Raw genomic sequence first — 20,002 nt, forward strand, 5'->3', positions numbered from 1 at the left:
GCCCGCAAGCGATGGCTGACTTCGCCTCCGAGATTACGCGCGTGTCGTTCGAGGGACAGATCGTCGAGATCCTCGAGGGAGCCGGCGGGCACTGCATCGCGAAGATCGTTCCGACCGCCCCCGTCATCGTAGACCTGACAGGCGACCGGCTGACCGACCCGCACCTTGGCGACCACGTCGTCGTGCGCGGCTGGATCGTCGGCGGCCACAAGGAGGACGTATGAGCGAGAGGTTGAGCATCTGGGAAGGCGCCCGGGTGCAGGGCTATTCCCGCCGCGACTTTCTGCAGTTCTGCAGCTGGCTCGCGGCCGCCGCCGGGATCTCCTCCACGCTGGTGCCCGACGTCGTGCACGCGCTCGAGACGAAGCCGAGGCTCCCGGTCGTCTGGTTCCACTTCCAGGAGTGCACCTGCTGCAGCGAGTCGTTCATCCGCTCGTCGCACCCGATCGTCTCGGACGTGATCCTCGACAAGATCTCCCTCGACTACACCGAAACCCTCCAGGCCGCCGCGGGCAAGCAGGCCGAGGAAGCGCTCCACGACACGATGACGAAGTACAAGGGCGAGTACCTGATGCTCGTCGAAGGGTCGATCCCGACCGAGAACGGCGGCGTCTACTGCTGCATCGGCGGCCGCTCCGCGCTCGACATCGTCACCGAGGCCGCCGCGGGCGCGAAGGCGGTCATCGCGTGGGGCAGCTGCGCGTCGAACGGCTGCATCCAGGCGGCCCGGCCGAATCCGACCGGTGCGTCGCCGGTGCGTGAGGTGGTCTCCGGCGTGCCGATCATCAACGTTCCCGGCTGTCCGCCCATTGCGGAGGTGATGGCCGGCACAGTGGTCCACCTCCTCGCCTTCGATCGAATCCCGCAGCTCGACGGCCTCGGCCGCCCGAAGGCGTTCTACTCGCGGCGCGTCCACGACACGTGCTACCGCCGGCCCAATTACGACGCCGGGCTCTTCGTCGAGTCGTTCGACGATGAGAACGCGCGGCGCGGGTACTGCCTCTACAAGGTCGGCTGCCGTGGGCCGGTCACCTACAACGCCTGCGGTGTCACGCGCTGGAACAACGGCGTGAGCTTCCCGATCCAGGCGGGCCACGGCTGCATCGGCTGCAGCGAGGCGAACTTCTGGGACAACGGTCCCTTCTACCAGCACCTCGCGACCTTCCCGGGCTTCGGCATCGAGACGACCGCCGACACCGTCGGCGTCACGGTGGGCGTCGTGACGGCCGCCGGCCTGGCGGCCCACGCGATCGCAACGAACATGCGGAAGGAATCACCGGCCAGGAAGGACACGAGTGAACCGGTCGCGCCGGCAGGCGCCGGAGGCAGCCATGTCTAACCGCATCGTCATCGACCCGATCACGCGCATCGAAGGGCATCTCCGCATCGAGGTGGAGGTCAAGGACGGCAAAGTAGTGGACGCGTACAGCGCCGGGACGATGGTGCGCGGCTTCGAGCTGATCCTGAAAGGACGCGACCCGCGCGACGCCTGGGCGTTCACCGAGCGCGCGTGCGGCGTCTGCACGACCGTCCACGCGCTCGCCTCGGTCCGGACCGTGGAGGACGCGCTCGGCATCACCGTGCCGCCCAACGCGGAACTGGTGCGCAACCTGATGTTCTGCGCCCAGTACCTGCAGGACCACGTCGTGCACTTCTACCATCTGCACGCGCTCGACTGGGTGGACGTCGTCAGCGCGCTCAAGGCGGACCCGGCCGCCACGTCCGCGATCGCGCAGAAGATCTCGAGCTGGCCGAAGAGCTCTCCGCGCTACTTCGCCGATCTGCAGAAGCGGCTCGTCGCCTTCGTCGAAACCGGGCAGCTCGGCATCTTCGCGAAGGGCTACTGGGGACACGCCGCGTACAAGCTGCCGCCGGAAGTGAACCTGCTCGGCGTGGCGCACTACCTCGAGGCGCTCGAGTGGCAGAAGGAGATCGTCAAGGTCCACACGATTTTCGGCGGCAAGAACCCGCATCCGAACTACCTGGTGGGCGGCGCCCCGTGCTCGATCAACGTGGACGAGGCCAACGCCATCAACGCCGAGCGGCTGGCTTACGTGGGCAAGCTGTTCGACGATGCGCAGCAGTTCGTCGAGCAGGTGTACCTCCCGGACCTGATGGCGGTCGCATCCTTCTATAAGGACTGGGGCGCGATCGGAGGAGGGCTGCCGAACTACCTGGCGTACGGCGACCTGCCGGCCAACGGCTACGCCGATCCGGCGAAGTTCAAGTTCCCGCGCGGCGCGATCCTCAACCGCAATCTGAACGAGATCTACCCGATCGACGCGAAGGATGTCGCGCAGATCCGCGAGTTCATCGCCCACTCCTGGTACGAGTACTCCGACGGCGACCAGGTGTCGCGCCACCCGTGGGACGGCGAGACAAAGCTGAGCTACACGGGGCCCAAGCCTCCGTACGAGTTCCTCGACGTGCGGAACAAGTACAGCTGGCTGAAGACGCCGCGCTGGAAGGACCACCCGATGGAAGTGGGGCCGCTTTCGCGGATGCTCGTCGCGTACGCGTCGGGCCACCAGGAGGTGAAGGACGCGGTCGACGGCGCGCTCAAGCAGCTGGAGGTGCCGGTGGCGGCGCTGTTCTCGACGCTGGGCCGGACGGCGGCGCGCGGCCTCGAAACGCAGCTCATCGCCCGCTGGGCGAAGGAGTTCTACGGGCAGCTGCTGGTCAACATCAAGAACGGCGACACGCGCATGTCGGACATGACGAAGTTCGACCCGGCGCAGTGGCCCGCCGAGGCCAAGGGGGTCGGCATGAGCGAGGCGCCGCGCGGCGCCCTCGCGCACTGGATCGTGATCAAGGACCGGAAGATCGACAACTACCAGCTCGTCGTGCCGAGCACGTGGAACGCGTCCCCCCGCGACGCGAAGGGACAGATGTCCGCCTACGAGGCCGCGCTCATCGGCACGCCGGTCGCCGACCCGGACCAGCCGATCGAGATCCTGCGCACGATCCACTCGTTCGATCCGTGCATCGCCTGCGCGGTGCACCTCCACGACGAGCACGGGCGCTACGTCCACCAGGTCGCCGCATTCTGAGGAGGCGGACGATGGAAGCGATTGAGTTTCGTCGCGTCTATGTCTGGGAATTCCCGGTGCGGCTGTACCACTGGGTCAACGCGCTCTGCGTGGTCGCGCTGATCGGCACCGGCTTTCTCATCGGCCGTCCCATCCTGCCGCAACCGGCCGGCGAGGCGTCGTTCAGCTACCTGTTCGGCTGGATCCGCTTCGTCCACTTCGTCGCGGCATTCGTGTTCTTCTTCAACTTCCTGGCGCGCATCTACTGGGGCTTCGTGGGCAACCAGCACGCGCGCTGGGACAACTTCATTCCGCTCAACCGCCGGTTGTTCGTCCGCCAGGTGAACGAAGCGATCGACGTGGTCCGCATCGAGCTGATGCAGGGCAAGGCGAGGCCGATCGAATCGGCCGGACACAACGCGCTGGCGGGGTGGACCTACTTCGTGTCGTTCCTCGCGTTCCTGTTCCAGGTGGCGACCGGCTTCGCGATGTACGCGGCCATGAGCCATTCATGGCTGCCGCAGCTGTTCGCGTGGATCGTGCCGCTGATGGGCGGGGACTTCGCGGTGCGCCAGTGGCACCACGTGATGATGTGGTTCTTCGTCCTGTTCACGATGGTGCACGTGTATCTCGTCTTCTACCACGACTACGTCGAGGGACGCGGCGTCATCTCGTCGATGGCCGGCGGCTGGAAGTTCGTCGAGAAGAAGCCGCAGGAGTGGCGATGACGCTCGTCCTGGGCATCGGCAACGTGCTGATGGGCGACGAGGGCGTGGGGGTGCACGTCGTCCGCCGGCTGGAACAGGAGGACCTCCCCGCGCACGTCGCGCTGCTGGACGGAGGAACCGGCGGCTTTCACCTGCTGGCGGAGCTGGCATCGCACGATCCCGTGGTGATGATCGACGCCACCATCGACGGGCAGCCGCCCGGGACCGTGTCGGTGATCGAGCCGCGGTACGCGTCTGATTTTCCCCGGACGCTGACCGCCCACGATATCGGGCTGCGCGATCTGATCGTGTCGGCGACGCTGCTCGGGCAGCTGCCCCGCATGCAGCTCGTCACGGTGTCGATCGCGGACGTGCAGCCGATGCAGATGACGCTTTCGGCGCCGGTGGAAACCGCGGTGCCGCGCGTGGTGGAGCAGGTATGGCAGTTGATCGCGTGATCGATCAGGAGCTTGCGCACCTCGCGAGCGAGGTCCATCAGCTCTCCACCTCGGTCGCCGCGATTGAACGCCGGCTCGCCGTGCTGGAGGCTGCGCTGGCGGCGCCGGTGCCGGTCGCCGGCGCCACGGCGACGGCCGCGCCTGCCTTCTCCGGCGCGCCAGCGGCCGCGGCCGGCGTGGAGACGGCGGCGGGCCCGCAGCCTTTCTTCGCGCTCGCCGGCCGAACGCTCCTCGTGCTCGGCGGTGCGTACTTGCTGCGCGCGCTCACCGAGAGCCAGGTGCTCTCAGGCCCGGTTGGGATCACGCTGGGCCTGGTGTACGCCTTCATGTGGCTCGTCGCGGCCGCGCGGACGAAGGAGTCCGCCAGCGCGACGTTCCACACGACGGCGGCCTGCCTCATCGTGCTGCCCCTCATCTGGGAAGCCAGCCTCCGGTTCCAGTTGATGGCGCCGCCTGTCAGCGCCACGGCGCTTGGCGTCTTCGCCGCCGCCGGGCTCGTGGTCGCGGCGGGCAGGCAGAGCGAGCTGTCGGCGTGGACCGTCGCCATGAGCGTGTCGATCTTCTCCGTCGTCCTGGCGGTCGCCACGACCGGGTTCGTGAGCCACGCCGTGCTCCTCATCGCGTTGGGCATCGCCACGCTCTGGCTCGGCTACCTGCACAACTGGCTGTCGTTGCGCTGGCCGGTGGGCGCACTGGCGTGCGCGATGGTGGTGGCAGTCACGATGCGCGGCGCCGCGGGGATCGAGGTGCTCCCGGCGTTCATGGTGCAGGTGCTGCTGTTCGGCGCGTACCTTGGCAGCTTCGCGGTGCGCACGCTGTTCCTCGGTCGGGCGGTGATCCCGTTCGAGGTCGTGCAGTCGATCGGCGTGATCGGCGTGGGTTTCGGCGGCGCGGTGTACCTCAGCTCCGCGACCGGGGCCAACATCCAGGCGCTCGGCCTGCTCGCCCTCGGCTTCGGCGCCGGCGGATACGGCGTCGCGTTCGCGTTCGTCGAACGGCGGTGCCCCGCACGCAACTTCTTCTTCTACGCCGCCGTCGCCTTGGTCTACATGCTCGTCGGCGCCCCGATGGTTCTCGGCTTGCGCGGCGCCAGCGTCGTATTTGCGCTGTTCGGCGTCACCGCCGGTGTGGCCGCGCGGCGGGTTCCGCGTGTCACCCTGACGCTGCACGGCGTGGCGTACGTCTTCGCCGCGGCGGCGTGCTCCGGTTTGATCGGCATGTCGACCGCCGCGCTGATCGGGGCGGCAACCGCCGGATGGCCGCGGCCCGATGCCCTCCACATGGTTGCGTTGTTCGCGGCGGCGGGATGCGCGCTGTGGCCGGTCCCTGGCGCCGCGGGGCTCGAGCCCGCGCACTGCCTGCCACGCCGCGCGCTGTTCGCGTTGTTCGTGTGGACCGCGGTTGGGACCTCCGTCGCCCTGCTCGTCGCGAACAGCGGGCAGGCCGACGCCGCATGGCTCGCCGCGACCCGCACGGTCATCCTCGTCGCGGCCGTGCTGGCGATCGCGCGGTGGCACCACCTCGCGCGGCTCTGCGATGGCGTGTGGCTCGTGTACCCGCTGCTCGCCCTGCTCGCCGTCAAGCTCGTGATCGACGACCTGCCGCACGGGCGCCCCTCGACGCTCACCGTCGGTCTGGCCGCGTGCGGTGCTGCGCTCATCCTCGCGCCGCGGCTGCTCCGCCAGCGGCGCTGACGCGGCTGTGGCACAATGCCTCCTGCGCATCGCGCGGGAGGCATTCGTGATTCTCAGCACAACGACCGCCCTTGAAGGGCATTCCGTGAGCCGGTACATCGGCGTGGTGACCGGTGAAGCGATCATCGGCGCGAACATCTTTCGCGACATGTTCGCGACGGTCCGCGATATCGTCGGCGGCCGCTCGGCGACCTACGAGAGGGCGCTCTCCGAGGCGCGTGAGGTGGCCATGAAGGAGATGCAGGACCGCGCGCAGGCGCAGGGGGCCAACGCGGTCATCGGGATCGACGTGGACTACGAGGTGCTCGGGCAGGCGAACGGCATGCTGATGGTCGCCGTCAGCGGCACGGCCGTTGTCGTCGGTTAGCCGCGATCGAGACAGAAAAGTGGGACAGTCACACTTTCCGTCGCTGAGGCCCGGGAAAGTGTGACTGTCCCACTTTTCTCGGCGCGGCGTAGCACCCGACAATCAGCCGGTGGAGCTGCCCCGGCGCGGGGGCGCCCGCCCCATCCGCCGCCGGCGAGGCCAGGCGATCCACGACATCGAGCACCGCGCGCCGCAACGCGTCCTCGAACCAGGCGCGCTGCTCGGCGGTCTCGAAGCGCACGTCGCAGCCGATGGAAAACGTCTGAAACCGCTTGCCGGTCTCGGCGCCCGTCTGCAGCGCGAGTCCGACCTCGGCGTGCGCGCGAGAGAGCAGCGCGATCAGGTGCCCGGCGGCCAGGCTGTCGCCCGACGCCGTGACCTCGGCCCCCAGAGTGCCCAGCAGATCGGGTGAGAGCACGTAGCTTCGCGCGGCGGCGACGTAGCGGCGCTCCACCATGTTGCCGCGCCGCCGGTCGCCGGCGCGCGAGAGGAATCCGGCGCGGGCGAGCTCGCGCACGTGGTAATTGACGCGCTGGCGGGGAAGGTTCAGCCGGCGCGCAACGCCAGACGCGGAGTCGGGCTCGCGGAGCGCGCCGAGGATCTTCAGCCGCAGCGGGTGAAGGACGGCCGCGGCCCGTGAGCCGTCCCGGACGACGGCGACGGCGTTGTCGAGAGCCATCCCCCAATTCGACCACCGACAAACTTTACTGTCAAGACAGTTATTTTTGTCAGTCGAGAAGGGGGACAGTCCCACTTATTGACCCGGGACGAGGGTCACCACGGTGTACCTATCCAGCGGGAAGTACTTCCTGAACATCTCCTGGACGACCGCCGGCGTCACCCGGGCGATCCGCTCGTCCGCCTTCAGCATGAGCAACGGATCGCGTTCCATCACGTGGTGCGATTGCAGCCCGCCCAGCCAGTAGTTGTTCTGTTTTTCCGAGACCTCGCGCGCGCGCCGCGAGGACTCCTTCGTGCGGTTGACGTAGTCCTCCGACGCCGGCTCCCGCTGCATCCGTTTCACTTCCTGCAGGATCCGATCGATCATCGCGTCCGCGTTCTCCGGCGCGGCGCCGAAGCTGACGGTCACGCGCCCCGTCCCGGCCTGGGGGCGGAGATCGCTGTAGCCGGCCGAAACCGTGTACGTCTGGCCGAGCTGCTCGCGGAGGAGGTCGCGCAGCGACAACTCCAGCACGTCGGTCGCGGCATGGAGCTTCACCATCTCCAGTTCGTCCACCGGAGGGTCGGCGTAGAAGGTCAGGATGGTCTGCGTTTTCGGCTCGCGTCCCTTCTCCACCTTTTCGCGGTGCACGCCCGTCGGGAACCGGATGCCGAGGTCCTTGAACGTGCTCGCGCGCCTGCCGCCCGAGGGCAGCCCGCCCACGTAGCGCGCCAGCAGCGGCAGCACGTCGTCGATCTTGAATGCGCCGACGACGAAGAGGGTGAAGTCGGCGGCGCTCGAGAACCGCTCGCGGTAGAACCGGACCATCGCGTCGCGATCCAGCCTCGCGACCCGCTCGCTGGTCACCGGCTGCGAAGTGTAGTGGTTCGACGAGTTCAACTGCGCGAGCCGCTCCCCGAAAACCGCCATCGGGTTCCGCTCGCGGTTCGCCACGGCGGCCTCGAGCTGTTTCTTCAGAAGCCCAAAGGCATCGCTGTCGTCGCCGGGCGCGGTGAACTCCGCGTAGAGCAGCTGCAGCGCCGTTTCCAGCTCCGCCGGCGTGCTGGATCCCGAGATGCCGTGCGTGTTCAGCGAGACGAACGGCAGGGCCTGCGCCAGCCTCCCGGCGAGCACGCGCGGTATCTCCGTCGCGCGCAGTCCGGCCACGCCGGACAGCATCACGTGCGAGGTTGAAAGCAACGCCTCGGTGAAGCGCTCCGGCGGCGCGAGCGAGCTGCCTCCCTTGGCGTACATCGTGAAGAGCACCTGGTCGTTCTTGAAGTCAGTGGGTTTCAGCCATGCGTCGACGCCGTTCGAGAAGGTCACGACCGTGACGCCCAGCTCGGGGATCTCGCGCCGCGCCTTGACGGCGCCCGGCGCGGGCGGGGTCTCGAGCAGGCTCTTGCGCGTCTCGCTCTCGGTCCAGGCGGTGACCGCGACACGCTCGCCCGCCGCCAGCGCCGCGTGCAGCTGCGCCTCGGTGGGCACCTGCAGGTCTGGTTTCTGCGGCGAGACGGCGAGCAGCACGCGGCTGCCGTCGCCGAGCAGCCGGCGGATCGCCGCGTTGGTCTCCTCGACGGTGATGCCGGGCAGGAACTCGCGCACCGCCTTCACCTCGTACTCGATGCCGGGGCTCGGCTCGCCATCCAGGAAGTGCCGGACGTACTCCCCCGCGAACGAGCCGCTCTCGGTCTTGTCGCGCTCGGCGAACGCGCGTTCGTACGACGCAAGCATCCACTTCTTCGCGCGCTCCAGCTCGGGGGCGCCGAACCCGTGCTGCCGGAGCCGCTGCGCCTCGGTCGCCAGCGCCGTCAGCCCCGCCTCGATGCCGCCGTCGGTCACTCCCGCCCTCAGATGGAACGCGTCGGCGTTCGGACTGAGCGAGTCGCCGAACGCGCCCGCGCCGAGAAACTTCGCGTCCGGCTTCTGCGCCATGTCCTGGAAGCGTTCGTTGATCATCTGCTCGACCAGGCTCTCGACGAGATCGCGCCGGTAGTCCACGACGCGGCCGTCAGGATCCGCGGCGCGCTTGCGGACCACCGACACCGACGACCGCTGCGCCTCGGGATCGGTCGCGACGCTCACCAGCGTCCCGGCGTGCAGCGGCACCGCGTCATCCCGCGTTCCCAGCGGCTGCGACGGGTTCTTCAGCGCGCTGAACGTCTCGCGAACCATCTTTTCCATCGCGGCGACGTCGATGTCGCCGACCCCGACGACCGCCATGCGATCGGGGCGGTAGTGCTGCCGGTAAAAGGCGCGCAGGCGTTCCGGTTTGAACGTCTTGAGGATCTCTGGCTTGCCAATCGGCAACCGCTGTGCGTATCGCGACTGGTGGTACAGGACGGGGATCTGCTTGTCGCGGATGCGGGAGCCCGCGCCGAGCCCGAGACGCCATTCCTCGAGCACGACGCCGCGCTCCTGGTCGATCTCTCCCGAGTCGAGCGTCATGCCTCCGGCAAAGTCCGCGAGCGTCACCAGGCCCTTCGCGACGAGCCCGTCCTGCTCGGTCGGCAACTCGAGCATGTAGACGGTCTCGGCGAACGACGTGTAAGCGTTGACGTGCGGGCCGAGCCGCGTGCCCGCCGATTCGAAGTACTTCACCAGCTCGCCCGGCTTGAAGTTCGTCGTCCCGTTGAAGGCCATGTGCTCGAGCACGTGCGCGAGCCCCTGCTGGTCGTCGGCCTCGTCGAGCGACCCGGCCTTCACCGCCAGCCGCAGGACGACGCGCTTCTCGGGACGGGTGTTGTGGCGGATGTAGTAGCGGAGCCCGTTCGACAGGGCGCCGCTTGTGACCGCCGTGTCGAACGGAACAGGCTGGTCGAGCCGCTGCGAAACCGCGGGCGCGGCGGAGATCGCGAGACCGAAGAGGAAAACGGTGACGCGGGCTGCAACGGTGCGCATCCGCGCACTGTAGCACGCCCTACTTCTTGAAGGTCCAGGCGGGACGCACGATGCCGGTCACGAGATTGGTGGAGGTTCCTTCAAAGTCGCTGTCGCACAGCCACCAGCGGTCCGCGGCGTAAGTGGCCGTCGCATGATCGATGCCCGTCACGCGATACGTCACCCCAAGATCGCAGACTTTCGTGCCGTCGAAGCGCGTCTCGTTGATGCAGGTCGTGTTCCAGTCCACTCTGACCGCAGCGCACGCGTCGCCCAGCCGCGACCGGTACGCGCAGACACCGCCGAAATTGACGGTGACCGCTGGGGCGCCCACCGACCACGTGTTGATCCGGTCCGTCCGCTGGTTGTTGCGCACGTCGAGCAGTTCTTTCGCTCTGCCCTGGCCGCCGTCGCCGCACCCGTCGCGGAAGTTGCGCACGACCTCCTCGGGCGCGAGCGTCTGACGCGAGAAGTCTTCGAGGAACAGCTTCGCCATGTCGCCGACTTCCTTCGCCGAGTCGTGGACGCGCACGACGACCCCGCCGGTCGCCGTCGAGCCCCCGTCGCTGACGCTCAGCGACAGCGACACGGTCCCCGGCGTCGTCATCGTCTGCGGCGCGCGCCACTTCACGCTCGCGCCGGTCCCCGTGAACGTGCCGGACGGGGCCGCCCAGCCGTACGTGAGGCCGCCCGGCGGCGTGTCGCCGTCCTGCACGGTCGCCGTCACGGTGATCTCCTCGCCGAGGTCGGCGAACCGCTCCGGCTCGTTCGCGCGCGAGCCTCTCGCCACGATCGCCTGGATGACCGGCGCCTGCCCCGGCACGTACGTGAAGCCGCCGGGAAGGGTCCCGCTCCGCCCCCCTACGCTCACGATCACGTCGGCGGCGCCCGCGGCGCGCGCGCCTGTGACGGCGGTGAGGGTGGATTCGTTCACCAGCGCCACGCTGGTCGCCGGCGTGCCGCCGATCGTCACGATGGCGCCTGACGCGAAGTTCGATCCGGAAATCGTCACGGTCGTCCCGCCCGACGACGGTCCACTCGTGGGGTTGATGCTGACCACGCGCGGCGCCGTGCCGGTGGGCCCGCTCGGCGTGCCGCCGCCGCAGGCCGCCGCGGCGGCCATCGCGGCCAACACGGGCGCGGAAATCAGGTGCCGTCGAATCACAACCACCTGGTGATCAGCTCGCCGAGGATGTACCCGACCGCCGCGACGCCGAATCCCACGATGAACATGTCGCGGCCGCTCGCCCAGATCCCCCGGCCGGTGAAGATGCTGCGCGCCGCGCCGATGGCGAAATGCGCGAGCATGCTGATGGCGAGCGACACCCAGATCGCCACGCCGTACTCGAAGGTGAAGAAGGGGGCGATCGGAATGACCGCGCCGACGAGCGTCGACGCGCCGGTGACGAGGCCGTCGAAGAGCGGCGACAGCTCCGCGGGGTGGATATTCAGCTCTTCGCGCACCTTCGTCTCAAGCGCCTGCTTCGGATCCTGCATCACGGCGTGCGCCGTTTCCACCGCGCGATCGCGCGACAGCCCGCGCGCCTCGTAGATGAGCGCCAGCTCCTCCTCTTCGAGCTCCGGCATCATCCGCATCTCGAAGCGCTCGGTCTCGATCTGGTGCGCCTGGACCTCGGCTTCGCTCTTGGCGGCCAGGTAGCCGCTCGATCCCATCGACAGCGCATCGGCCAGCGCGCCGGCCAGGCCGCTGATGATCACGATGTGGGGCGCGACGCTCGCGCCGATGACGCCGGCGATCAGGCCGAAGTTCGCCGTCAGCCCGTCGTTGAATCCGTACACGACGGACCGCAGGTACCCGCCCGCGCCGCCCGAGTGCCACGGTTCGTCCTCGTGCCCGAGGAGCCCCGCCAGCTCGCGCGCGTGCTCGGCCGAGTCCGCCGCGATCTCCATGGCGGCCGCGTGCGTGCGCTGGTTTGCGGATCCGCGGGCCAGGCCCAGGTAGGCCTGCACCTCGCGTCCTTCCTCGGCGACGATCAACGGCAGGACGAAATTGGATCCGAACCGGCGGGACAGCCATGCCAGCAGCCGCGCCTTCGCCGAAGGGGAGAACGCGGGGAGCGGCTGGTTGGTGTCCTGGAACAGTCCGGTCCAGCGCGCGACGTGACGATCCTCCACGTCTGCGAGCTTGACGAACAGCTCCCGCCGCTTCTCGTCCGGCTCGGACGCGGCAAGCCTCCGATAGAGGAACGCGGCATCCCGCTCGTCGCGATAATGCGCCTCCCATGCGTTCTGGTGCATGTGATTAAAGGATACTACGGGGTGCGATGTTCCACTCGTGGCTGGCGGCCCTCGAGCGCCGCCATCTCGCGGACCTGCGGTTCTCCGAGGTGACACGCGGGCTGCGCGCGCTCTCGGCCGATTACGTGCAGCGCCGCACGCGGATCCGCGGGCCCGCCCTCGAGGGGCGTGGCAAGCGCGCGGCGTTCGCGCTCTTCTACGGCCCGCTGCACTACCTCGTGGTCGAGCGAATCGCCAGGGAACTGCTCGCCGATGTTCGCCTCGACCACCTCACCGATCTCGGCTGCGGGACCGGGGCGGCCGGCGCCGCGCTTGCCGTCACGACCGGCGCACGCGGCATCGCCGGCGTCGACCGCCAGGGGTGGGCGCTCGAAGAGGCGGCGTGGACGTACCGCCACTTCGGCTTGCGGCATCGAACGATCCGCCAGGATGTGCTCGGCGCGCAGGGCGCGTGGGTCGCCTCATCCCGCCGAACCGCGGCGACAGGCGTGGTCGCGGGCTACACGGTGAATGAGCTCACAGAAGCCGAACGCACGGGCCTGCTGCCGATCCTCGTCGATCGCGCGCGGCGCGGTGCGGCCGTGCTGATCGTCGAGCCCATCGCGCGCGGCGTCGCGCCGTGGTGGCGCGACTGGTCCGCAGCGTTCCGATGCGAAGGGGGGCGCGCGGACGAATGGCGCTTCACCGAGCCGCTGCCCGAATCCCTGCGCGCGCTCGATCGCGCGGCCGGGCTCGACCACCGCGAGCAGACGGCGCGCTCCCTCTCGATCGTCCCCCGGCAGACCTGACCTCGGCGCTGAGGACCACAGGCGCACGACCGGATCCTGATAGAATTGCCGCGCTTTTTGCGCGGCGGTTCGTCCCGTCCGCGCGGAGGAGGACCCCGATGTCCCGTCCGCGGCGCGCGATCATCCTGACCGCAATCCTGGCACTCGCCACTCTCGACGGGTCGGCCCAGTCCGCCGGCCCGCGCACCCCCGATCAGTTCTTCGGCTTCCCTGTCGGTGCCGATGGCGAGCTCGCCCGCTACCCGAAAGTCGTCGAGTACCTCCAGCACCTGGCATCGACGACCGACCGGATCACGGTGCAGGAACTCGGCAAGACGACGATGGGACAGCCGTTCGTGCTGGCGACCATCAGCTCCCCCGCGAACCTCGCCCGGCTCGACCGGCTCGTCGCAATCTCGCGGCAGCTCGCCGACCCGCGGAGCCTCTCGCCCGAGGCCGCGGCGAAGCTCGCGCAGGAAGGGCGTCCCTTCTACCTGCTCTACACGACGATCCACGCGACCGAAGTCGGCAACATGCAGGCGATCACCGAAGTCGCGCATCGCCTTGCCACCGACACCAGCGTCGCCACACGCGAGATTCTCGACAACATCGTCGTGCTGCTGGCGCCGTCGCAGAACCCCGACGGCCAGGTCATGGTCATCGACCACTGGTACAAGACAAAGGGAACGCCGTTCAATCGCGTGTACCCGGACCTGTACCACAAGTACGTCGGCCACGACAACAACCGCGACTGGTTCATGTTCACGCAGAAGGAAACGCGGCTGATGGTGGAAAAGGTGCAGAACGCCTACAAGCCGCAGCTGACGCACGACATGCACCAGATGGGATCAACCGGCGCGCGCATCTTCGTGCCGCCGTTCGACGACCCGTACGATCCGAACATCCACCCGATCCTCGCGCAGGCGCAGGCGCAGATCGGCCACGCGATGTCCGCGGCGCTCGTCGCCGGGAACAAGACCGGCGTCGAGTGGCTCTCCCGGTACGACCTGTGGGCCCCCGCGCGGCAGTACATGGTCTACCACGGCCAGCCGCGCATCCTCACCGAGATTGCCAGTGCGAACCTTGCCGATCCGTTCGTGAACCCCGCGGGCGCCGACAAGCCGCTCGGCCCGCAGGAATCGCGCTCGAACTTCCCGCTCCCGTACAACCACGGCGACTGGCGGCTGCGCCAGATCGTGGACTACGGCGTGACCGTGGCGCTCGCCGGCATGGCCGAAATGGCGAAGTACCGGACGACGTGGCTCGAGAACTTCTACCGCGTCAACGCGGACTGGGCGGGGCGCAAGGCCGCGCCGTACGCATTCGTCGTCCCTGCGGCCCAGCGCGATCCGTTCGAGGCGAAGGAACTGCTCGATCTCCTCCGCTTCGCCGACGTGGAAATACACCGCGCGCGCAGGCCGTTTACCGCCGGCGGCAAGGAATACTCCGCGGGATCCTGGGTCGTCCGCACCGCGCAGCCGTCGGGCGCGTTCGCCAAGACGATGCTGGAGCGGCAGAAGTATCCGGATCTCCGCCTGTTCCCCGGCGGCCCCCCGAAGCCGCCGTACGACGTGACGGGGCACACGCTGGGCATGCTGATGGGGGTGGATGTCGTCCAGATCGACGCGCCGTTCGAGGCCGACCTCGAACTGGTGCCGGCGATTGCCGCCGGCGCGCCGGCGTTCCCAAAACCCAGGCACGCCTTCGTGATTGGACCGGAGTCGAACGCGGCGTTTCTCGCGGTGGCGAAGCTGCAGAAGGCGCGCGCGGCCGTCACGCGCGCGCTGCAGCCCTTCGAGGCGGACCGCGCAGCGTTCGCCGCCGGCTCGTGGATCATTCCAGCGACCTCCGCCTCCGCGCGCATCCTCGAGGAGGTTTCCCGCGAGACCGGCCTTGTCGTGATGGGCGTGGACCGGCCGCTCTCCGTCAGCGTGCTCCGGCTCAAGCCCGAGACGCGTATCGGGCTGTTCAAGGCGGCGAACAACATGCCTGCCGGCTGGATGAAGTGGCTGTTCGAGCAGTACGACTTCAACCACCAGTACGTGTCGTCGTTGGATTTCAAGGGAGACCTCGCGGCAAAGTACGACGTCATCGTCCTGCCGGCGGGGACCTCGCGCGAGAACATCGTCCGCGGGCTCGATCCGGCAAAGAACGACAAGGCCGAATGGGAATGGGCGTTCGGCGCCGGCGAGGAGGGTTGGAGCAAGCTGCGCGAGTGGGTGAAAGGTGGAGGCACGCTGCTCGCGATCGGCAGCGCCGCCGACACCGCGCGGGAGCTGCTCGATCTGCCAATCGAGAAGGCACTGCCCGAAACGAATCGGCGCGCCCGGTTCCTGGCGCAGGGGGGTGGCGGGCGCGCGCAACAGACCGTGCCGGCCACGGAGGTCGATCGCGTGATGAAGGAGGCGTTCTCGAGCCCGGCGCGCCTCGCCGCCGCATTACGCGATCGGGTGATCGAACCCACCGCGGTGTTCTACTGCCCCGGATCGCTGCTCGCCAACGAGTTCGACACGACCCACCCCGTGGCGTGGGGCATGCCGGCGGCGTGGCCGGTGTTCTTCGAATCCGATCAGGCCTATCGCATCCGCCCCGGCTTCGGCATCGATACTGACGTCGTCTCGCGTTATCCCGCGCGCGGCCCGATCCTCGAGAGCGGATGGCTGCTCGGTGAAGACCTTCTTCGTGACCAGGCGAACGTGGTTTCCTTCCGCGTGGGAAAGGGGTACGTCGTCACCTACGGCAGCCAGATCGACTTCCGCGCGCAGCCGCGTGGCACGTTCAAGCTGCTTTTCAATGGTGTGTTCAACGGCCCGGCCCTCACGGGCGGACCGGCCGCCGCGCGCGCCACGAGCTGACCTCGCGCGTAAATTGCAGAATGCGTAGGTCAGTGTGCAGGAACGGCACACGCGCGTAACGCTCACGTTTCACCGCCGTTGGGCTCAAGTTGTTGATTCGAGAAGCCTTGGTCGCGAGGGACTCGGATTTGCTCAGAGCCCAGCAGCATGATCTGGTTCTACGAGCGAAGCGGCACCCACCTGCGCTGCGAGGTGCGCCAGGCGATCGAAGGGGACCGCTACGAGCTGGTCATTACAGACGAGAGCGGCTCGGAGCGCGTCGAGTGGTTCAGCGACTCGAAGGAGCTGACGCGCCGCTCGCGCGAGCTGGAAAATGAATGGCGCACCCAGGGGTGGGACGGGCCTTACATGCGGTTTCTCTAAAGGAAAAAGGAAAAAGGAAAAATTTTACCTTTCTCCTTTTTCCTTTTTTTCGGGTCCTCCCCGCCCGAACCCCCGTACGAGCCTGCGTACGAACCTTCGTGCGAACCTTCGTCGACTACATGCCGCACGTACTCGAAACCATCTTCACGGTGCGCACGTTGAGCGTGTGCCGGTTCTTGTCCCTGCCCGCTTCGCCCGGGCGCGAGGTCGTGTCGGTCGTCGTCTCGCCGGCGGCGCTGCCGGTGGTGCCGGTCGTTCTGCTCTTCTTGTCCTTGCCGTGCATCATCATGCCGGTGACCTCGACCTGGTGTCCCACGTGCTGCTTGAGGTCGGCGCCGCCAATCAGGACGACGGTCGCCGCTGTGTCTGTGACGGCCATGCCTGACGTGCCGGCCGTGGCGGGTGGCGGCGTCTGCTCGGGCGGCGTCTGTGTGGGTGGTGCCGTGTGTGTCGGTGGGGGCGTCGAATAAGCGGAGGTCGACGGGTCGGTCATCTTGCTCAGGTCGACGTTCGTGAGGACGAACGCGTTCGGCGTGTTCCCTTCCTTCACGCAGCCGGTGAGCGTCACCGTCTTCGAGCCCATCGCCTTCGAGCCCATGGACGATTTCGGCTTGGTTGTCTGATCGCCTGTCTGGGGTGTTGCCGGGGTCTGCGCGCTCGCCGCAACCGCGAACGCGAGCGCGATACCAACTGCCGGAATGATCCGTTTCATGACTTTGCTGCCCTCCTGTCGGAAGCACCGGCGGTCGAGCCGGTGTGGTGCCGAGGCAAGAAACGCCGCAAAAACCACGCCGCCACGAATTGCCCCGAACCGCACGGATCGCGCAAGACAGGTGTCATGACGGGATACACGCCGCCCGCGTTTTCAGAAGCGCGTCACGACAGCCCGGCGGTGGGACTCAGACGGATCGAAGCCAGACGAGCTTGCGACACTCCGGACATGCGTAGACCATGCGAGCGTCGGCCACGAAGGAAATGAACCCGCCCGGCGCGCGTCCTTCGCAGGCGGGACAGATCGCGGCCCCGGAGACTTCCACGGTGGCGATCGCGAGTTGTCGCCCCGTTCGGGGGTCGGGCAGCGAGGTTGGTGGCTGCGGGTGCCGCTGCAGCTGGTGCCGGCCGTCGTGAGCCAGCGTAACCGCGAAGATGCCGTGGTAGGGGTCCTGGCCGAGAATGGGCGCCACGTCCGACAATGTTAACAGTAGGGCTGGTTGCTCGCAATATGTTGTGGTCGCTGCCCTCGACACCACTACTCTCCCACTCATCCTCAATAATAGGGAGCCGTGTTACGCTTAATAGTTTTGCAGCGCCGCCCGCGAAAGTGGCGGAATTGGCAGACGCGCCGGATTTAGGATCCGGTAGCCGAAAGGCTATGGGGGTTCGACTCCCCCCTTTCGCACCAGCCTTCGCTCACGTCGAAACGGCAGCGTGAGCTCCGGCCAGGCAGGCCAGTCGAAGGCTGTCGCGCTGGAGCGCCGGCGGCGTGGAGGCGGAAGGGGACCGTCAGAGTTCTTCGCGCAAACGTGAGAAAAGTGTGACTGTCCCCCTTTTCCCCGACACCGATACATGAAAACAGAGTTCATTGACATCTCAGACACGCAAAAGAACCTCGTCGTCGAGATCCCGAGCGACGTCGTTGACGCGGAAATCGATCGCATCACGCTCGATTACTCGCGCCAGGCGAAGATCCCCGGCTTCCGGCAGGGCAGGGTGCCGCCGAAAGTCGTGCGGCAGCGCTTCCGCGAGCAGATCCTGCACGAGGTGGCGCACGGGCTGATCCCGCGCGCGGTCGACGAGGCGTTGCGCGAGCGCGGCGTCGAGCCGGTGGACTCGCCGGACATCCGCGACGTGCTGGTCGAAGAGGGGCAGCCGCTGAAGTTCACGGCGACCTTCGAGACGGTGCCGCCGATCGATCCCGGCGACTACGGGTCCCTCACGGTGCGCCGGCCGTCCGTGACGATTGACGATGAGGAGATCGAGCAGGCGCTGCAGCAGATGCGCGAGCGCGCCGCGCGCTACGAGCCGGTCGAGGGGCGTGCGGTCGAGAGCGGCGACACGGTGCAGCTCGATCTCGATCGCAAGGCCCTCGGGCCTTTGCCCGCCGAAGCGGGCGAGTCAACGCAAGGCCGCGAGACCGCGAAGGCGGGCGAGGCGAGATCGGAGCGCCACGAGAACATCAGCGTGGAAATCGGCGCGCCGGCGAATCCGCCCGGGTTCGACGAGCAGTTGATCGGCATGCATGCCGGTGAGCAGAAGACGTTCTCGCTCACCTACCCGGAGGATTACGCGATCAAGGAGCTGGCGGCCACCGCGGTCGAATACGGTGTGACGGTGCGCGGCATCAAGCGGCGCAACGTGCCCGCGCTCGACGACGAGTTCGCGAAGGACCTGGGCGAGCTCGATACGCTCGAGGCGCTCCGCGCGCGGGTGCGCGACGACCTGCAGCACCACAAGGAGCACGATGCCGACCACGCGGTTCGCGGCGACCTGTTGCGCCAGCTCGCCTCGCGCGTGGGCGGCGAGGTGCCGGCGGCGCTCGTCGACCGCGAGATCGACCGGCGGCTGGAAGAGTTCGTCAGGCGCCTGATCGAGCAGCAGATCGACCCGATGCGTGCCAATATCAACTGGGAGGAATTCCGGGAGCGGCAGCGCGACGCGGCCGTCGAGGCGGTCAAGAGCGCGCTGGTCCTGGACGAGGTGGCGCGCCGGGAGCACGTCGCGGTGTCCGAGGAGGACATCTCGCAGGAGATCGAGCGGTACGCGGAGCGGGCGGGCCGGACGCCCACCGCGGTGCGCGCGCGGCTCGAGAAGGAAGGGGCGCTTTCGCGGCTGTACTCGGGGTTGCGGCGGGAACGGGCGATTGATTTCCTGCTCTCGCGTGTTACAATTGTGAACGCGTAGCAGCCGATCTCCCCCGCTTGCGCAATCCCCAGCACCTCAACGAGTCAGGACAGTTCTGCATGAGTGATTCGCGGATGCAGTTGATCCCGATGGTGGTCGAGCAGACCAACCGCGGGGAACGGGCGTATGACATCTTCTCGCGCCTGTTGAAGGACAACATCATCTTCATCGGGACGCCGATCGACGACGGGATCGCCAACCTGGTGATCGCGCAGATGCTGTTCCTCGAGGCGGAGGACCCCGACCGGGACATCCTGTTCTACATCAACAGCCCGGGGGGCTCGATCACGGCGGGCATGGCGATCTACGACACGATGCAGTTCATCAAGCCGGACGTGCAGACCTACTGCATCGGCCAGGCGGCGTCGATGGCGGCGGTGCTGCTGGCGTGCGGGGCGAAGGGAAAGCGGTTCTCGCTGCCGAACTCGCGCGTGCTGATCCACCAGCCGTGGGTCACCGGCCTGGGGGGCCAGACGACCGATATCGACATCCACGCGAAGGAGCTGCTGCGGACGCGCGAGCGCCTGAACCAGATCATGGCGGAGCACACCGGGCAGCCGTTGAAGCGCATCGAAACCGACACGGAGCGCGATTACATCCTCACGGCGGACCAGGCGAAGGAATACGGTATCATTGACGATGTCATCCGCAAGCGGGCGTAGGGACTAGCCCCATGGTCAAGAAAAACGGCGAGAACGAAATCCTCCGGTGCTCGTTCTGCAACAAGGATCAGAACGACGTCCGGAAGCTGATTGCCGGGCCGACCGTCTTCATCTGCGACGAGTGCGTCGAGGTCTGCAACGACATCATCGCGGACGACAACCGCTTCGAGCACAAGGCGGGCCAGCGCTCGGCGCTCCCGACGCCGCAGGAAATCAAGAAGTTCCTGGACGAGTACGTCATCGGCCAGGAGCAGACGAAGAAGAAGCTCGCCGTCGCCGTCTACAACCACTACAAGCGGATCGAGATCGCCAAGCAGTCGCGCGGCCGGAACGAGGTCGAGCTGAGCAAGTCGAACATCATGCTCATCGGCCCGACCGGCACCGGGAAGACGCTGATCG

18 protein-coding genes, 1 tRNA gene and 1 pseudogene (1 of these 20 cut by a window edge) are annotated in these 20,002 nt (G+C 67.8%); 14 read left to right on the forward strand and 6 right to left on the reverse strand.

Annotation, left to right across the window (positions count from 1 at the left end):
• Positions 1 to 11 precede the first annotated feature (11 nt).
• From HYU53_10230 to HYU53_10260, 7 genes are read left to right on the forward strand one after another with little or no spacing between them, the layout of a single operon-like run.
• Positions 12 to 224, forward strand: coding sequence for a hypothetical protein (locus HYU53_10230; GenBank protein MBI2221572.1), 213 nt, complete (start codon positions 12 to 14; stop codon positions 222 to 224).
• Complete coding sequence (locus HYU53_10235) at positions 221 to 1,339, forward strand: hydrogenase small subunit (protein MBI2221573.1); 1,119 nt, start codon at positions 221 to 223, stop codon at positions 1,337 to 1,339. The genes HYU53_10230 and HYU53_10235 overlap by 4 nt, the downstream gene beginning before the upstream one ends.
• Complete coding sequence (locus HYU53_10240; protein MBI2221574.1) at positions 1,332 to 3,050, forward strand: nickel-dependent hydrogenase large subunit; 1,719 nt, start codon at positions 1,332 to 1,334, stop codon at positions 3,048 to 3,050. Before HYU53_10235 ends, HYU53_10240 begins: the two co-directional genes overlap by 8 nt.
• Before the next feature lie 11 nt (positions 3,051 to 3,061).
• Positions 3,062 to 3,757: a Ni/Fe-hydrogenase, b-type cytochrome subunit gene (cybH, locus tag HYU53_10245; GenBank protein ID MBI2221575.1), complete on the forward strand. Its 696-nt coding sequence runs from the start codon at positions 3,062 to 3,064 to the stop codon at positions 3,755 to 3,757.
• Entirely contained in the window at positions 3,754 to 4,194 is a 441-nt protein-coding gene (locus HYU53_10250; protein ID MBI2221576.1) for a hydrogenase maturation protease, read from the forward strand. Before cybH ends, HYU53_10250 begins: the two co-directional genes overlap by 4 nt.
• Positions 4,176 to 5,888, forward strand: coding sequence for a hypothetical protein (locus HYU53_10255; protein ID MBI2221577.1), 1,713 nt, complete (start codon positions 4,176 to 4,178; stop codon positions 5,886 to 5,888). The genes HYU53_10250 and HYU53_10255 overlap by 19 nt, the downstream gene beginning before the upstream one ends.
• 46 nt (positions 5,889 to 5,934) lie before the next feature.
• Entirely contained in the window at positions 5,935 to 6,255 is a 321-nt protein-coding gene (locus HYU53_10260) for a heavy metal-binding domain-containing protein (protein MBI2221578.1), read from the forward strand.
• A gap of 28 nt (positions 6,256 to 6,283) precedes the next feature.
• On the opposite strand, the gene HYU53_10265 is transcribed toward HYU53_10260, so the two are convergent.
• The 4 genes from HYU53_10265 to HYU53_10280 form a co-directional block, all read right to left on the reverse strand.
• Positions 6,284 to 6,934, reverse strand: a complete 651-nt coding sequence (locus HYU53_10265) for a helix-turn-helix transcriptional regulator (protein MBI2221579.1) — start codon at positions 6,932 to 6,934, stop codon at positions 6,284 to 6,286.
• Between the two features lie 75 nt (positions 6,935 to 7,009).
• Positions 7,010 to 9,817: an insulinase family protein gene (locus HYU53_10270; GenBank protein MBI2221580.1), complete on the reverse strand. Its 2,808-nt coding sequence runs from the start codon at positions 9,815 to 9,817 to the stop codon at positions 7,010 to 7,012.
• A gap of 19 nt (positions 9,818 to 9,836) precedes the next feature.
• Entirely contained in the window at positions 9,837 to 10,967 is a 1,131-nt protein-coding gene (locus tag HYU53_10275; protein ID MBI2221581.1) for an IPT/TIG domain-containing protein, read from the reverse strand.
• On the reverse strand, positions 10,958 to 12,055 hold the full coding sequence (locus HYU53_10280) for a VIT1/CCC1 transporter family protein (GenBank protein MBI2221582.1): 1,098 nt from the start codon (positions 12,053 to 12,055) through the stop codon (positions 10,958 to 10,960). The genes HYU53_10275 and HYU53_10280 overlap by 10 nt, the downstream gene beginning before the upstream one ends.
• Before the next feature lie 26 nt (positions 12,056 to 12,081).
• On the opposite strand from HYU53_10280, the gene HYU53_10285 reads away from it, so the two are divergent.
• The 3 genes from HYU53_10285 to HYU53_10295 all read left to right on the forward strand — a co-directional run bounded on the left by HYU53_10285 (position 12,082) and on the right by HYU53_10295 (position 16,040).
• Positions 12,082 to 12,843, forward strand: coding sequence for a hypothetical protein (locus HYU53_10285; protein MBI2221583.1), 762 nt, complete (start codon positions 12,082 to 12,084; stop codon positions 12,841 to 12,843).
• Positions 12,844 to 12,941: 98 nt separating this feature from the next.
• Positions 12,942 to 15,677, forward strand: coding sequence for a hypothetical protein (locus HYU53_10290; protein ID MBI2221584.1), 2,736 nt, complete (start codon positions 12,942 to 12,944; stop codon positions 15,675 to 15,677).
• Between the two features lie 147 nt (positions 15,678 to 15,824).
• Complete coding sequence (locus HYU53_10295; protein ID MBI2221585.1) at positions 15,825 to 16,040, forward strand: hypothetical protein; 216 nt, start codon at positions 15,825 to 15,827, stop codon at positions 16,038 to 16,040.
• A gap of 115 nt (positions 16,041 to 16,155) precedes the next feature.
• Here HYU53_10295 and HYU53_10300 read toward each other — a convergent pair whose 3' ends face one another.
• Complete coding sequence (locus HYU53_10300; protein ID MBI2221586.1) at positions 16,156 to 16,752, reverse strand: hypothetical protein; 597 nt, start codon at positions 16,750 to 16,752, stop codon at positions 16,156 to 16,158.
• A 187-nt stretch (positions 16,753 to 16,939) separates the two neighbouring features.
• The gene (locus HYU53_10305; GenBank protein ID MBI2221587.1) at positions 16,940 to 17,224 is read right to left on the reverse strand and encodes a hypothetical protein; all 285 of its coding nucleotides are present in this window, start codon (positions 17,222 to 17,224) and stop codon (positions 16,940 to 16,942) included.
• Between the two features lie 131 nt (positions 17,225 to 17,355).
• Between HYU53_10305 and HYU53_10310 the strand changes: the two genes are divergently transcribed.
• The 4 genes and pseudogenes from HYU53_10310 to clpX form a co-directional block, all read left to right on the forward strand.
• Positions 17,356 to 17,442, forward strand: a tRNA-Leu gene (locus HYU53_10310).
• Positions 17,443 to 17,606: 164 nt separating this feature from the next.
• Positions 17,607 to 18,941, forward strand: a complete 1,335-nt coding sequence (gene tig / locus HYU53_10315) for a trigger factor (GenBank protein ID MBI2221588.1) — start codon at positions 17,607 to 17,609, stop codon at positions 18,939 to 18,941.
• 74 nt (positions 18,942 to 19,015) lie between these two features.
• Positions 19,016 to 19,603, forward strand: a complete 588-nt coding sequence (clpP, locus tag HYU53_10320) for an ATP-dependent Clp endopeptidase proteolytic subunit ClpP (protein ID MBI2221589.1) — start codon at positions 19,016 to 19,018, stop codon at positions 19,601 to 19,603.
• Positions 19,604 to 19,614: 11 nt separating this feature from the next.
• Positions 19,615 to 20,002: pseudogene (clpX, locus tag HYU53_10325) on the forward strand (ATP-dependent Clp protease ATP-binding subunit ClpX); it runs 738 nt beyond the window's last position.

The organism is Acidobacteriota bacterium (genome assembly GCA_016184105.1).
Taxonomy (GTDB): Bacteria; Acidobacteriota; Vicinamibacteria; order Vicinamibacterales; family 2-12-FULL-66-21; genus JACPDI01.

Bases quoted from the DNA above. Each gene is read 5' to 3' on its own strand.
- HYU53_10230 (MBI2221572.1), top strand. From the start codon at position 12: ATGGCTGACTTCGCCTCCGAGATTACGCGCGTGTCGTTCGAGGGACAG.
- HYU53_10235 (MBI2221573.1), top strand. From the start codon at position 221: ATGAGCGAGAGGTTGAGCATCTGGGAAGGCGCCCGGGTGCAGGGCTAT.
- HYU53_10240 (MBI2221574.1), top strand. From the start codon at position 1,332: ATGTCTAACCGCATCGTCATCGACCCGATCACGCGCATCGAAGGGCAT.
- cybH (MBI2221575.1), top strand. From the start codon at position 3,062: ATGGAAGCGATTGAGTTTCGTCGCGTCTATGTCTGGGAATTCCCGGTG.
- HYU53_10250 (MBI2221576.1), top strand. From the start codon at position 3,754: ATGACGCTCGTCCTGGGCATCGGCAACGTGCTGATGGGCGACGAGGGC.
- HYU53_10255 (MBI2221577.1), top strand. From the start codon at position 4,176: ATGGCAGTTGATCGCGTGATCGATCAGGAGCTTGCGCACCTCGCGAGC.
- HYU53_10265 (MBI2221579.1), bottom strand. From the start codon at position 6,934: ATGGCTCTCGACAACGCCGTCGCCGTCGTCCGGGACGGCTCACGGGCC.
- HYU53_10270 (MBI2221580.1), bottom strand. From the start codon at position 9,817: ATGCGCACCGTTGCAGCCCGCGTCACCGTTTTCCTCTTCGGTCTCGCG.
- HYU53_10280 (MBI2221582.1), bottom strand. From the start codon at position 12,055: ATGCACCAGAACGCATGGGAGGCGCATTATCGCGACGAGCGGGATGCC.
- HYU53_10285 (MBI2221583.1), top strand. From the start codon at position 12,082: ATGTTCCACTCGTGGCTGGCGGCCCTCGAGCGCCGCCATCTCGCGGAC.
- HYU53_10290 (MBI2221584.1), top strand. From the start codon at position 12,942: ATGTCCCGTCCGCGGCGCGCGATCATCCTGACCGCAATCCTGGCACTC.
- HYU53_10295 (MBI2221585.1), top strand. From the start codon at position 15,825: ATGATCTGGTTCTACGAGCGAAGCGGCACCCACCTGCGCTGCGAGGTG.
- HYU53_10300 (MBI2221586.1), bottom strand. From the start codon at position 16,752: ATGAAACGGATCATTCCGGCAGTTGGTATCGCGCTCGCGTTCGCGGTT.
- tig (MBI2221588.1), top strand. From the start codon at position 17,607: ATGAAAACAGAGTTCATTGACATCTCAGACACGCAAAAGAACCTCGTC.
- clpP (MBI2221589.1), top strand. From the start codon at position 19,016: ATGCAGTTGATCCCGATGGTGGTCGAGCAGACCAACCGCGGGGAACGG.